Below are 13,145 nucleotides of genomic sequence, written 5' to 3' on the forward strand. Positions count from 1 at the left end.
AGAGGCATAAACCACACCCGAAACTTTGTAAATTAAGTCTGTTTACATTGTAAAAAAGAGGCGAGCGGAGCATTCAAGCAGGATAGGCCTAACGTGTTAAGTGAAGTTCAGAACGGTCAAAAAAGCCTGAGACAAGTGTCTCAGGCTTTGTTAATATCATGCTGTATAAGGTATATGTTCTTAAGCAGTAAATTCAAACAGGGTAGGCTTTCCGCTTTTTGGGTTGTAGTACGCCATCATAAAAACACTTGTGGAAGTGCCGTCAGTCCCCTTAATCAAGCCTTCTTCAATAAAGGTATGTTTAAACAGATCTTTTTGCTTCAGATTTAGTGCTGCAAACTCCTCACCAGCAAGAAAGGGATTAGCCAAAAGCTTTTGATAGATTTCCTGTTTTCGGTCTGAATTATCTTCCTGTTCCCACCATGGTTTACGAGGCTTAAATTTTTGATTGAGCATATAGTCTTTTTTCATAAGCGATTCAACGATATCAATTTCTGTGATGTTTTTTGAATGCAGGAATTGATACAGTCTTTTAAATAGGTCTTCAAGCTGATGACCGATTCTTGACCAGCCTTGCTGATCCCAGTAAGTTCCGAACTGCTGAAAAAAATCAAAAGGTGTTTCGAAGCAATTTTCAGCTGTATAATTTACTGTTAAGTCCATTCGGTGATCATTCCAGTATTTCTCCAGAACATCTTCCACATGTTTAATACGAATAATATCATCAAATTCCAAAACATTATTGCTTAAAATTTCATAAGGTGCATGGTCCATATATACATAGTGATGCCGGTCAGCATTAATTCTAAGGCCGGTGCCCCGCAGCATTTTCAAAAAGCCGAGCTGAAGCTCTTCAGGGCGCATTTTAAATACATCATTAAAGGTTTTCCGGAAAGAGTCATAATCTTCTTCCGGCAGGCCTGCTATTAAATCTAGATGCTGGTCAATTTTATTGCCATCTTTGACCATTGTAACGGTTCGCTTTAATTTTTCCCAATTCTGCTTTCTCATAACTAATTCATTCGTTTCATCATTTGTGGACTGCACCCCAATTTCAAACCGGAATAACCCTGCAGGTGCATGATCGTTCAAGTATTGAATTACTTCCGGCCTCATAATATCAGCGGTGATCTCAAACTGAAATACTGTTCCTTCAACATGTTCACGAATAAGAAATTCGAACATTTCCATCGCATAGCTTCTGCTGATATTAAATGTCCGGTCAACAAATTTTATCACCTTAGCCCCGTTCGCCATCAGATAACGGATCTCATCTTTTATTGCTTCTCGGTCAAAGTAGCGAACGCCTACTTCAATCGAAGATAAACAAAATTGACAACGGAATGGGCAGCCTCTGCTTGTTTCAATGTAGACAATCCGCTTTGACAAATCCTGTTTGTCCTCATCGAACCTGAAAGGGGAAGGCAGTGTTTTTAAATCCAGCTTGTTTGTCTGAGGATGAATTACAGGTTTGGAATCCTTTTGATAAGCAATGCCATTTACTTCTTTTAACTCGATTTCACCGTGAAGCGAACGAAGAAGCTGTTTAAAGGTTTGTTCTCCTTCACCGACTACGATGTAATCAATCGTATCGAGCCGCTCAAGCCAATAGGGAACGTCGTAGGAAACTTCCGGGCCTCCTAAAATAATCGTAGTCTGCGGCGATATTTTTTTAAATAAATTAATAATTTTAATGGTTTCCTCGATATTCCAGATATAACAGCTGAAGCCCAGAACATCGGGCTTTTTGGCGTATAGCTCCGCCACGATATTCATTTCCGGATCTTTGATGGTAAATTCCTGAATTTGAATGGAAAAATCCGGCTCTGCATAAGCTTTAAGACATCTTAGAGCTAAGTTCGTATGAATAAATTTTGCATTAAGCGTAGATAAAACGATATTCATTTTTAAAAACTCCTTCTTCGGGTCTAACTTTTACTCATTTTACATGAGGCGGGGAAAAGACACAATATGGGCTCTTTTGATGTCTCTAATTACTTGGTTTTCTTTCACTATTTTATAGGAGGATTGGTCCTGATTAAGAGTGTAATTACTGTTCTCAATAATGAATAAAAATAGAAAAACAGTTTCTTTATTCCTTATTAAATGCTAAAATTGGGAAAAGAAAAACAGTCCGGCCTAAGGACTGTTTCTGAGTTTGAAACTATTAAGCAGTGCGCAGTTACATGAATCGCTGATGACTTCGCTGCCATTCAATTAGCGTCAAAAGAGCAGCAGTGGAACCTGCAGCTCACTTCATCGTCTTTTTAACCGGCTGGCCTTTAGTTCGATTAGCGGCTGAGCAAAAGCTGTCACCCAGTTTGTTGAAAGTAAAATGGTCAGCAGCCACGAACTGATCATGATGAATAATAAAGATACATACGGATTAATAAAGACTCCAAAATCAGCTTCCCTGTAGAACTGAATAATGAAACCGTGCAGTAAATATACGTAAAGCGTATTTTTCCCCCATTTAGTATAAAAGTGGTTCTCCTCAGGGGTTAAAGCAAAGAACGAAGCAACCAGCCAAATGTTAACGGTATAAATGATGATTCTGATAAGCGGGCTGATTTCGGTTTGAACCCCTGTGTTTTCATAGGAATGGGAGCCCAGCAGCCAATTATTGCTCCATTCAGGAACCAGTATCATAAATAAAAATGCACTGGTTAATGAAAATATAGCCGCCAGTCGCAATGGCTTTTTTTTCAGTGCATAAAACCAGCTTCGATCAGCATAATAGCCTAACAGAAAAAAAGGAAAAAATACAAATGTTCTTGAAATACTTAGAATGGTAGAATAATCACCTATAAAACCTACCAGCAAGCCAAGAGCAATACTTATAGGAAGCGCTGCTTTTAAGCTGAGCTTCATTACGTGCACAAACAGCAGGAGCAGTAAACTCCAGAAAAACATACTGATTAAAAACCATAATGACCATTGAGGATTGAATGGATCAACCGTTAAAGACTGCTCATTCCTGAGAAAATAGTAGTACAGCGTATAAATCAGCTGGAAAATTAAATAAGGTATAATCAGTTTTTTTATGAGCTTTGTAAAAAGACCTTTTTTATAAATTCCTTTGGCAAAGTATCCGGCAACCAGAATAAAGGCCGGCATATGGAAAAAATAAATGGTTTTGTACAATGAAAGCAGCAGCGGGTCTGTTTCAATAAGAGATTGAATAGCATGACCAAACACCACCAGGAAGATAAGCAAAAATTTAGCGTTATCAAAATAATAATCACGTTTCGTCATAAAGGCACCAACTTTTCTTAAAGATCTTAATTGTTTTACCCGTTTTTGCAGAAATGAAATCTGGTTAAAAGGTTTTGTTTTATACGGGCAGTCTTAAAAGGATGCTTACTCATGGAAGTTGAGGTGATGACTTTGCAAAAATTTGGAAAGTTACAGGAAAACTGGTCTATTAAAGATACTCTTCAACCCGTGGTGATGGAAGAAGTTGCGCTGCAAGTTTTAATGAATATGAGTGAAGGCGTTCTATTATTTAATGATAAAGGAAAAATCCTGCTGTATAACTCTACTGCAAGTCAATTTCTGCAGCTTGAATCACCAACCCGTTTAGCAGAAAGCATAACGGATCTGATGCCTCAGGAAGATCATGCCGGCTTTTACCGTCTTTTGCTGTCCTTAATTAAAGAAAAAAGAATGACAGATCATTTTGTATTCAAATCCGGCGGAATACATCTTAAGTGTAAATGTGATCTTATACTGATTGAGCGTGATTCGGTTGTGCTGCTTATAATTAGAGATTTTACAGAAGTTGAACCTCCTCCAGGAGAAGATGTTTATCAGCAGGTTTTTACTAAAGCGATGCATGGGCTTCTTCTTTCTGATCAGGATGGAAATATCGTCACGATGAATCAGCAGGCCGCTGCATTTTTATCTATTGATTCTGCCTTATGTTCAAATTATACAATCAGCATTTTTAAAGACCACGAAATTACCTTGCCACTCGACAATGATTTTCAAAAAAAACTGTCACCCTATCTTCATTCTGATTATCTTCAGACTTCCATCTGTCAATTTGAGGACCGTTTTTATGAAGTGGTCACAGAGCCGGGTATTACTGAACAGTATACGCTTACTGTCTTAAGAGATGTAACAGAAATGGTGCAGATGGTGGAGCAGATAAATAAGCATGATACATTAAAAATTGTAGGTCAGCTTGCTGCCGGTATCGCTCATGAAATAAGAAATCCAATGACTGCACTAAAAGGGTTTATTCAGCTGCTTGAGTCCAGTGTAAAAGAAGATCACAGCATGTATTTTGGTGTTATCATGTCTGAATTGCAGCGCATAGAGACGATTATGACAGAATTTCTAATGCTGGCAAAGCCAAAAGCCAGTTCGTTAAAAAATGTGAATCTGGCGAATATTATAAGAGAAACTGCTGATTTAATGCAAGCTCAGGCTACATTATATAATATTGAGCTATCAGTGCAGTCAATTGGACAAGAACTGGAGCTTTATGGAGATGCTAACCGTTTAAAACAAGTGTTTATTAATCTTGTCAAAAATGGAATAGAGGCCATTTCAGGAGGCGGGAAGATTTCACTGAATTATCACACTGACAACTACGCTCAGTATGTAACGGTAAAGGATTCCGGCTGCGGAATACCAGAAGATCATCTGAAAAAATTAAATCAGCCTTTTTACACAACAAAAGAAAACGGTACAGGGCTTGGGTTAGTGGTAAGCTATAAAATTGTGGAAGAGCATGGAGGCAGAGTTGAAGTGAAGAGCTGGAGGGAAAAGGGTTCTGTCTTTACTGTTATATTTCCCTTTGCAAAGGATGAGAAAAATGTATGAGCGCGTAATGAAAAGTCCGATAAACTACTTACGATTAACTGCAAATGAAGAAGCGCTGATTAAAATTGAATTTATAAATAATAATGACTTTAGTGATGCAGAAGCTTCAAACGGTATTTTGGATGAAGCGGAACAACAGCTTAACGAATACTTTTCCGGACAGCGAAAAACCTTTGAATTGCCACTTCATTTTGAGGGCACCGACTTTCAAAAAAAGGTCTGGTCGGGTTTACTTGATCTCCCCTATGGAACAACTTGTTCCTATCAGGATCTAGCGAGACAAATTGGCAGTGTAAAAGCCGTAAGAGCTGTGGGGCAGGCAAATCGGAAAAATCCATTGCCAATTGTAATCCCATGCCATCGGGTTATAGGTAAAAATGGCTCTCTGACCGGCTATGCTGGGAGCGAAACAACTAAAAAGGAAACCCTTCTTCAGCTTGAAAAGCAACAAATTTGAATGTACAGCAAGTCCAGCATCTCGCAATATCCGGCTATGCAAGCGAGATTATAAACAGTTAATGATAGTATTATAAAATTAATTAAATATACATCTTTAATATTAAATGAGCATAAGGAAGCTGCTGCAGCTGGATGAGAGGGTGTTTTTAGCCTTACAAAACAACGCCTTGAAAATCCCTCCGGAAAGCATCCGTCTTCAGCAAAGTAAACCAATCAGAGAGCCTGAGACATATTGTCAAAGGTTCTTTTTTTTGCCTGCTTTTCTGAAAATAAATCAAAAACTAAATTGACAGAATACTATTAGTTTGATATAAATCTAATTAGATGGTTATGAAAGGAGATAGCTATGCAGCTTGAAAAACAGGTGCTATTCTTAAAATCAATTGGTGACCCGACCCGTATTAAAATTCTTCATCTCCTTGCTGCGAAGCCTCTGCACGGCCAAGCTATAGCAGGTAAATTAGGTCTCACTCCACCTACGATTACTCATCATTTAAATAAATTAAGAGAGAGCGGAGTGGTAATTTCAAGAAGAGATAAAAACACCATTTATTTTGAACTGAATAAAAAAATGATGACACAGCATTTGACCAGCATTCTAGCAATTATGGATTACAAAGAGGAGGTGCAGGAAGTGGAAGATAAAGATAAGATACTTAAAAATTTTTTTTCTAAAGAAGGCAGATTGAAAACAATTCCAGCTCAACGGAAGAAAAAACTGATTGTACTTGAATATCTTGTAGAAAAATTAGAAGTAGGAAAAAAATATTCAGAAAAAGAAATAAATATATTCATTGAAAAGTACCATGAGGATTATGCCACGCTCAGAAGGGAATTTATTAACCATCAGCTCATGTTCCGTGATAAAGGTATTTACGAAGTAAATCCTCGTGAAATGTGGCTTAAGTAACCAGGCAGTCTACGTACAAGAGAAAGAACGTTAAGGCGGTTGGGGTATTGCAGGGAAGTTTGCAAATGAAGCAGAATATATTAGCAGTTTAAGGCAGGAGGATGAAAAGGTCCGTCCGTGCTGAAAGCGTCCGCCTGAATCGCAGCGAACCGGTCAAACGAGCCTGAGAAAGTTTTGTCCCAGGCTCATAAACGAGTAAAAGCCGCTTACCGCCATAACAACTGCAAGCGGCTTCCCTTACCGGTACTTTCATCTTAAATAAAATTTTTCCCTCCGGTCATCAAATACCGGTATTTTTAATCTTGTTTGTTTAACCAATGACAGATCAACATAAGCGGTGACAAGCTCTTCCCTTGCAGATCCCTGAACGATAATTTTCCCCCAGGGATCTATAATTAGTGAGTTCCCTCCAAAGGAGTTGTTCGGATCCTTTCCAACACGGTTGCACGCAAAAACATAGCTTTGATTTTCAATGGCCCGTGCCCGCAGAAGGGTTATCCAGTGGTCTGTCCTTGCCTCAGGCCATTCCGCCACTACTGCAATGACCTCTGCACCATCCAGGACTGGTTTTCGAATCCATTCAGGAAATCGGATATCGTAGCAGATAAATCCTCCAAAATGAATATTGTTCAATGTAAAGGAAGGCGAGTCTTCACCCGCTGACAGATACGTATGTTCATCCATCAGTTTAAACAGATGCAGCTTATCATACAGGTGCACAAGTTCTCCCTGTTTATTGACCACAATTAATGTATTGTAAACAGAATCTTTCTTTCTGTTGGCAACAGAACCGCCTATTATATTCACGCGGTATCGGACTGCCAGACGCTGAAGGAAGGAAATCGACTCTTTCGCCTCCAAATCTCCTATCTCCTCAAGCTGTGTTAAATCATAACCGGTTGTCCATAACTCTGGAAGCATAATTAAATCATACTGCTGATTTTCCAGCCTTTTAAATTGAGTTTCCACATGCTTCCTGTTTTTTTCTGGCTCTCCAAATGCTATATCCATCTGCAGTAATCCTATTTTCATTTCTAGCCCTCCCATGGTCGAAAGAATCTTTACATACGGTTTTATTCGTTATACCATTTGTTACAACGATTTAAAAGAGAAAGAGAGGATGTTTAAATGAAAAAGTTTGAAAAATCAGTTCGTTTGACAGAGCTGCCTGATCAATTTTTTGCTTCACTTGCAAAAAAAGTAACGAAACGGGTTTCAGAAGGCCATGATGTCATTAATTTAGGGCAGGGCAATCCTGATCTTCCAACACCTATACATATTGTTGAAAGACTTCAAAAAGCAGCTGAAAATCCACTGAACCATAAATATTCACCGTTTCGGGGAATGGACTATTTAAAGGAAGCTGTTGCGCGTTTTTATCATAGGGAGTACGGGGTGGAAATTGATCCTCATTCAGAAGTATCGGTGCTTCTCGGGGGCAAGGCAGGTCTTGTGGAACTTCCCCAATGTTTAGCCAACCCTGGAGATGTTGTTTTAGTTCCGGATCCAGGCTATCCGGATTATTGGTCTGGAGTTTCTCTTGCTGATGCGATCATGCATAAGATGCCGCTGCTTGAAGAAAACGATTTTAAACCTGATTTCTCCCAAATTCCTGAAGACGCCGCTAAAAAGGCAAAATTAATGTTTTTAAATTATCCTAATAATCCTACTGGCGGTATTGCAGATGAAGCGTTTTTTGAATCAGCTATCCAATTTGCAGATAAACATGGCATTTTTATTGTGCATGATTTTGCATACGGTTCCATTGGGTTTGACGGAATAAGACCGCCAAGCTTTCTTCAGGCAAAAGGATCGATTGAGAATGGTCTTGAAATTTATACGCTGTCTAAAACGTTTAATATGGCAGGGTGGCGGATTGGTTTTGCTGTAGGGAATTCTTCTGTCATCGAAAGTCTTAATGTCCTTCAAGACCATCTGCATGTCAGCGTTTTTGGAGCTGTTCAGGAGGCAGCAGAAGAAGCACTGTCTTCTTCTTATAAATCTGCTCTTGAATTAAGTAATATATATGAAAGCAGAAGGAATTTACTCGTTCAGGAGCTTCGATCCATAGGCTGGAATGTGCAGGCTCCTAAAGGATCATTTTTTGCGTGGTTTAAAGTGCCTGAAGGATTTACCTCTTCTACTTTTTCTGATCACTTATTAGAGCAGGCTAATGTCGTTATGGCTCCGGGCATCGGATTTGGAGAATATGGAGAAGGATATGTAAGAGTCGGCATGCTTGCCACAGAAGACCGGATCAGGGAAGCAGCCCTAAGAATCAAGAAACTGAATTTGTTTTAAAATAAAGAAAGGCTGATCAGCGGGGGTGCTTAAAACCTGCTGGTCAGCCTTTTCTTATAATAACTCAATTAAAGCAATCATAAATAAAATACCAATAATAAATGAATAGGTGGAAGGTCTTTCATTTCCGTCGCCATGGCTTTCTGGAATTAATTCTTTATAGATGATAAATAACATAGCTCCAGCAGCAAATGCCAAACCGTATGGAACTAAGAATTCAACATAGGAAGTTAAATAAAATCCAAGAAGTCCAGAGACAATTTCAATCGCACCTGTTAAAGTAGCAATGATAAACGCTTTCCATTTATTCATTTTCTGGTTCATTAAAAAGAGAGCAACTAAAAACCCTTCAGGCGCATTTTGCAAACCGATCGCAAAAGCAATTAAGTTGCCTGTATCTCCAGTTTCACCCAATGCATAGCTCACACCCACTGATAAACCCTCCGGAATATTGTGAAGGGTAATCGCTGCAACCACCAGCATGGCTTTTGGATCTATTTCCATATTGCTTTTGCTGTGATCCAAATCCATATGAGGGATGGCTTTTTCCATTGTAGTCAATGTAAGAACTCCTATAAAAAGACCCACGGCTACCGGAACAAGTCCTCCACTGTTTAGCGATTCTGGTATCAGACTGAGCATAGCGGCTGCCATCATAATTCCTGCTGTGAAAGCAAGCAGCATATCTCTCCATTTATGAGTGAGACTGCCCTGTAAAAATAAAACGAGCAATGCGCCTAAGCCAGTAGACATTGCTGATAAAGTACTGCCTACAAAAACATTGTCCATAGCTGACCAACTTTCTTTTAAAGTACTGCGAAAAAAATAACTAAACACTACTTTATCATATATAGTCAGCAGCAAGGGATATATATGCTTCCAAAAAAGAAAATTGCATCTGCTATGAATGTAAATAGTTGTAAAGAAAATGTAAATCCTAAGAGCATGACATCGCTTTCAAATGAGGTAGATAAAGAATTATTTGTAAATTTTCTGAATAATATTACAAACAAGTAAAAAAAGTAATAGAATTAAGTCAAATAGTCCTGTATATTGAGTATTGCAAGTTGATTACAACTATTTTAGGAGGAAAACACGAATGAAAAAGCTTTACGGTTTTATGCTTGTTCTTGTTCTTGGGTTGTCTTTAGCAGCATGCGGTGAAGAAGAAACGTCAGGCAGTGAAGGTTCTGATGGAGGAGATCCTGATAAGCTGGTTATCGGTTTTGTTCCTTCCCAGGATTCTGATACAATCGCTGACACAGTTGAGCCTTTAGCAGACCGACTTGGTGAAGAGCTTGGCGTTGAAGTAGAAGGAAGAGTGTTAACAAGCTACAATGCACTGGTTGAAGCTATGGGGGCTAATCAGGTGCAGGTTGGTTTTATACCAGCTTTTGGCTATGTTCTAGCAAATGAACAATATGATGTCGAAGTTATTTTAAAATCAATCCGTTACGGCTCCGGAACGTATAAAGCACAATATGTTGTACAAGCAGACTCAGGTATTGAAACTCTAGCAGACTTGGAAGGTAAAGTATGGGCATATCCAGACGGAGCTTCTACTTCAGGTTTCTTATTCCCTGCTTCTCAGTTAATGAACGAGTTTGATCTTGACTCAGTTGAAGCGCTGCAGACAGAGTTTTTCTCCAATTCAACTGCTGCTGGCGGCCACGATAACGCAGCAATTGCAGTTTACGAAGGCGATGCAGACGTAGCTACTACGTTTGATGATGCAAGAAGTGAACTTGAAGAAGAGTATCCTGATGTGATGGATAAACTTAAAGTGATTGGTTATACAGACGAAATTCCTAATGATACAATTTCAGTTGTGCCTGAACTAAGTGATGAGATGGTTGCTGAAATCAAAGAAGTTTTTCTTTCTTTTAATGACGATGAAGAAATGATCGAAATTATGAACTCTGTTTATAATTGGGATGCAATTGATGAAGCAACAGATGAAGAATATCAGGTAGTAAAAGATACGTACCAAGAGTTTAAAGATTCAATTTCTCTTGACTAATTATCAAGTAAACTGATTTTAGAGGGGGAGAGGAGACTCTTCCCCTCTTTATTTTCACGTTGTTTTTCAATGAAATTCAAATTAAATTAAGTGGATTGAAATTACATGGGATCAACTTTTTAAGCGGGTTGGAAATCGAGATATTCCTATTTAAAAAGCTGGTATTGTTATCAAAAAAGCATAGATAATTTGGGGGTTGAAGAAGGGTGATCGAATTTAAAGATGTATCTCTTGTCTATCCAAACGGTACACAAGGGCTTAAAAATGTAAATGTAACAATCAATGATGGGGAATTTGTTGTGATTGTCGGATTATCCGGGGCTGGAAAATCGACGTTTATTCGCAGTATAAATCGAATTGTGACTCCTACTTCAGGAGCACTTCTGGTAGATGAACAGGATATTTTAACTTTTAAAGGAAAAGATCTTCGCCGGCTCCGTACAAAAATCGGTATGATCTTTCAGAATTATAATCTGGTAAAACGGTCAAATGTCATGAAAAATGTATTGGCAGGAAGACTGGGCCACACGGGAACGTTCCGGTCAATTGTGAATCTATTCAGTAAAGAAGACCGTTCTTTAGCCTATGAAAGCCTGAGAAGAGTGAATATTGAAGAAAAACTCTACAACCGTGCAGATGAGCTTAGCGGCGGACAGCAGCAGAGGGTTAGTATTGCGCGGGTTCTCACTCAAAAACCTTCTTACATTCTGGCAGATGAGCCTGTGGCCTCACTTGATCCCCCCACTTCTCATCAGGTTATGTCTTATCTGAAAAAAATTAATCGTGAAGATAAGATCACCACCATCGTAAACTTGCATTTTATCGATATGGCGATGGAATATGCAGACCGTATTATCGGTATGAGAGCAGGAGAAGTCGTTTTTGACGGTCCGGTTTCTGAAGTCAATGAACAGACATTTGAACAAATATACGGCCGTGCGATTCGTGAAGACGATATGCGCGGAGGTGCTGATCGTGAAGAAGACTGATAATGGGCAGATAATGCCAGGGAAAACGCCGTCAATTTATACAGCAAAAACCAAGTCCCGTTTACTGCTCATATTTGGTGTGGTACTGGCTTTATATTTATTTAGCACTTACCAAACGAATTCAACACCAGCGGAGCTAGTGATAGGTTTGCCGAATTTATTTGCTTTGCTGGCTAAGTTCTTTCCACCGAACTTTGAAGTTCTTACTGCTTCATCTGTAGTTGCCGCTTTTTCAGAAACGATTCAAATGGCTATTATTGCGACAACAGTAGCGGCTATTTTATGTGTACCACTGAGTTTGCTTGGCGCACAGAATATTACCACTAATAAATATTTATATGGATTTATGAGGTTTTTTCTAAATGTGTTAAGAACGATACCCGATATTGTGTTAGCGCTTATTTTTGTCGGCATTTTTGGCTTGGGTGTTTTTCCAGGTATTCTGGCATTAATCATTTTTTCACTTGGAATTCTGGCTAAATTGATAAGTGAAACGATTGAATCCGTTGATATGAATCCACTTGAAGCCATGCAGGCTTCTGGGGCGGGGACGATTCAAACCATTTATTATGGACTGGTTCCTCAAGTCCTGCCGCAATTTTCATCGCTAGTCTTGTATGTGTTTGAGATAAACATCAGGGCATCGGTTGTGCTTGGTCTAGTGGGAGCAGGAGGAATTGGACTGGTGCTCGATCAACAAATAAGACTATACAATCTGGAAAATGCAATGGCAATCATCATAGGGATTTTTGTGCTGGTTGTTATTATCGAATTTATCAGCAATAAAATCAGGGAGGCGATTGTGTGATGGCTGAATTGCAGATGCCCCCGAAGAAAAAAAGCAGCCCGGTTAAGACTGTAAAGAGAAGTATTATTGCAGCAGTTGTAATTGCTCTTTATATTTGGACGTTTCTTGGAATCAATATTGATTGGGCTAGAGCAATTGAGCGGATGGCTAATAACTTTGAACGGGTTATTCCTAGGCTGTTCAGTCCTGATTGGAATGCATTAGATAAAGTGATGGATGCAATGATTGAAACACTTTATATTGCATTCGCCGGCTCGTTAATGGCGGCTATTTTAGCTATACCTTTAGGGTTTTTGGCAGCGAATAATATGACCAATAATCGCTTTTTAACAGGGGTTGGAAAATGGATTTTGAGTGCAGTTCGTGCGTTTCCTGATTTAATCCTTGCATTATTATTTGTTGTGGCAGTTGGCCCTAATCCGTTTGCTGGTGTACTTGCAATTGCGATCGGATCAACAGGCATGCTTGGGAAATTGTATTCTGAAGTGCTTGAGTCTATTGACATGAAGGTTGTTGAAGCGATGGAAGCAAATGGCGCAAATAAGCTGCAAATTTTATTTCACGGTGTCATTCCGCAGGTAATACCTGAGTTCTTATCTTATGCAATCTACCGTTTTGAAGTCGATGTTCGAGCGTCTACTATTCTTGGAGTAGTAGGAGCTGGAGGGATTGGAACGCTGATATTCTTTGCTTCAAGCAACCGGAATTGGAATGAGATGGGTTTGATCATTCTGATCATCATAGTGGTTGTGACAATTATTGACTTTATATCAGCTGCGATTCGAAAAAGGATTGTTTAAACCCGATCAAGCGCCTGTTATACTTAAA

12 protein-coding genes are annotated in these 13,145 nt (G+C 39.1%); 8 read left to right on the forward strand and 4 right to left on the reverse strand.

Annotated features, from left to right (window positions below; translation table 11 throughout):
* Positions 1 to 180: 180 nt before the first annotated feature.
* Positions 181 to 1,905 (reverse strand): B12-binding domain-containing radical SAM protein, encoded by a 1,725-nt coding sequence (locus ACQCT8_RS02930; protein WP_426868333.1) that lies wholly within the window; start codon positions 1,903 to 1,905, stop codon positions 181 to 183.
* Positions 1,906 to 2,256: 351 nt separating this feature from the next.
* On the reverse strand, positions 2,257 to 3,255 hold the full coding sequence (locus ACQCT8_RS02935; RefSeq protein WP_426868335.1) for an acyltransferase family protein: 999 nt from the start codon (positions 3,253 to 3,255) through the stop codon (positions 2,257 to 2,259).
* 111 nt (positions 3,256 to 3,366) lie between these two features.
* On the opposite strand from ACQCT8_RS02935, the gene ACQCT8_RS02940 reads away from it, so the two are divergent.
* The 3 genes from ACQCT8_RS02940 to ACQCT8_RS02950 all read left to right on the forward strand — a co-directional run bounded on the left by ACQCT8_RS02940 (position 3,367) and on the right by ACQCT8_RS02950 (position 6,199).
* The gene (locus tag ACQCT8_RS02940) at positions 3,367 to 4,830 is read left to right on the forward strand and encodes an ATP-binding protein (RefSeq protein WP_426868337.1); all 1,464 of its coding nucleotides are present in this window, start codon (positions 3,367 to 3,369) and stop codon (positions 4,828 to 4,830) included.
* On the forward strand, positions 4,823 to 5,287 hold the full coding sequence (locus ACQCT8_RS02945; protein WP_426868339.1) for a methylated-DNA--[protein]-cysteine S-methyltransferase: 465 nt from the start codon (positions 4,823 to 4,825) through the stop codon (positions 5,285 to 5,287). The genes ACQCT8_RS02940 and ACQCT8_RS02945 overlap by 8 nt, the downstream gene beginning before the upstream one ends.
* A gap of 348 nt (positions 5,288 to 5,635) precedes the next feature.
* Positions 5,636 to 6,199: a metalloregulator ArsR/SmtB family transcription factor gene (locus ACQCT8_RS02950; protein ID WP_426868341.1), complete on the forward strand. Its 564-nt coding sequence runs from the start codon at positions 5,636 to 5,638 to the stop codon at positions 6,197 to 6,199.
* A gap of 249 nt (positions 6,200 to 6,448) precedes the next feature.
* Here the strand turns inward: ACQCT8_RS02950 and ACQCT8_RS02955 are convergent, their stop codons facing one another.
* Complete coding sequence (locus tag ACQCT8_RS02955) at positions 6,449 to 7,231, reverse strand: carbon-nitrogen family hydrolase (RefSeq protein WP_426868342.1); 783 nt, start codon at positions 7,229 to 7,231, stop codon at positions 6,449 to 6,451.
* A 96-nt stretch (positions 7,232 to 7,327) separates the two neighbouring features.
* Between ACQCT8_RS02955 and ACQCT8_RS02960 the strand changes: the two genes are divergently transcribed.
* Complete coding sequence (locus ACQCT8_RS02960) at positions 7,328 to 8,500, forward strand: pyridoxal phosphate-dependent aminotransferase (RefSeq protein ID WP_426868344.1); 1,173 nt, start codon at positions 7,328 to 7,330, stop codon at positions 8,498 to 8,500.
* Between the two features lie 54 nt (positions 8,501 to 8,554).
* On the opposite strand, the gene ACQCT8_RS02965 is transcribed toward ACQCT8_RS02960, so the two are convergent.
* Positions 8,555 to 9,289 (reverse strand): ZIP family metal transporter, encoded by a 735-nt coding sequence (locus tag ACQCT8_RS02965; protein WP_426868346.1) that lies wholly within the window; start codon positions 9,287 to 9,289, stop codon positions 8,555 to 8,557.
* Positions 9,290 to 9,599: 310 nt separating this feature from the next.
* On the opposite strand from ACQCT8_RS02965, the gene ACQCT8_RS02970 reads away from it, so the two are divergent.
* The 4 genes from ACQCT8_RS02970 to phnE (ACQCT8_RS02985) all read left to right on the forward strand — a co-directional run bounded on the left by ACQCT8_RS02970 (position 9,600) and on the right by phnE (ACQCT8_RS02985) (position 13,117).
* Complete coding sequence (locus ACQCT8_RS02970) at positions 9,600 to 10,520, forward strand: phosphate/phosphite/phosphonate ABC transporter substrate-binding protein (protein WP_426868347.1); 921 nt, start codon at positions 9,600 to 9,602, stop codon at positions 10,518 to 10,520.
* 206 nt (positions 10,521 to 10,726) lie between these two features.
* On the forward strand, positions 10,727 to 11,509 hold the full coding sequence (gene phnC / locus ACQCT8_RS02975; protein ID WP_426868349.1) for a phosphonate ABC transporter ATP-binding protein: 783 nt from the start codon (positions 10,727 to 10,729) through the stop codon (positions 11,507 to 11,509).
* A 13-nt stretch (positions 11,510 to 11,522) separates the two neighbouring features.
* Positions 11,523 to 12,317 carry a phosphonate ABC transporter, permease protein PhnE gene (phnE, locus tag ACQCT8_RS02980; RefSeq protein WP_426869120.1) on the forward strand — a complete coding sequence of 265 codons (795 nt, stop codon included), beginning with the start codon at positions 11,523 to 11,525 and terminating at the stop codon, positions 12,315 to 12,317.
* A complete protein-coding gene (gene phnE, locus ACQCT8_RS02985) occupies positions 12,317 to 13,117 on the forward strand; it encodes a phosphonate ABC transporter, permease protein PhnE (RefSeq protein ID WP_426868350.1) in 801 nt (266 codons plus the stop codon). The genes phnE (ACQCT8_RS02980) and phnE (ACQCT8_RS02985) overlap by 1 nt, the downstream gene beginning before the upstream one ends.
* Positions 13,118 to 13,145 lie beyond the last annotated feature (28 nt).

Origin of the sequence: Jeotgalibacillus proteolyticus (assembly GCF_050107735.1) — a bacterium.
Classification (GTDB): Bacteria; Bacillota; Bacilli; order Bacillales; family Jeotgalibacillaceae; genus Jeotgalibacillus; species Jeotgalibacillus proteolyticus_A.

Coding starts and splice junctions, on each gene's coding strand:
- ACQCT8_RS02960 (WP_426868344.1), top strand. CDS start 7,328: ATGAAAAAGTTTGAAAAATCAGTTCGTTTGACAGAGCTGCCTGATCAA.
- phnE (WP_426868350.1), top strand. CDS start 12,317: ATGGCTGAATTGCAGATGCCCCCGAAGAAAAAAAGCAGCCCGGTTAAG.
- ACQCT8_RS02950 (WP_426868341.1), top strand. CDS start 5,636: ATGCAGCTTGAAAAACAGGTGCTATTCTTAAAATCAATTGGTGACCCG.
- ACQCT8_RS02955 (WP_426868342.1), bottom strand. CDS start 7,231: ATGAAAATAGGATTACTGCAGATGGATATAGCATTTGGAGAGCCAGAA.
- ACQCT8_RS02935 (WP_426868335.1), bottom strand. CDS start 3,255: ATGACGAAACGTGATTATTATTTTGATAACGCTAAATTTTTGCTTATC.
- phnE (WP_426869120.1), top strand. CDS start 11,523: ATGCCAGGGAAAACGCCGTCAATTTATACAGCAAAAACCAAGTCCCGT.
- ACQCT8_RS02945 (WP_426868339.1), top strand. CDS start 4,823: ATGTATGAGCGCGTAATGAAAAGTCCGATAAACTACTTACGATTAACT.
- ACQCT8_RS02965 (WP_426868346.1), bottom strand. CDS start 9,289: ATGGACAATGTTTTTGTAGGCAGTACTTTATCAGCAATGTCTACTGGC.
- ACQCT8_RS02940 (WP_426868337.1), top strand. CDS start 3,367: ATGGAAGTTGAGGTGATGACTTTGCAAAAATTTGGAAAGTTACAGGAA.
- ACQCT8_RS02930 (WP_426868333.1), bottom strand. CDS start 1,905: ATGAATATCGTTTTATCTACGCTTAATGCAAAATTTATTCATACGAAC.
- ACQCT8_RS02970 (WP_426868347.1), top strand. CDS start 9,600: ATGAAAAAGCTTTACGGTTTTATGCTTGTTCTTGTTCTTGGGTTGTCT.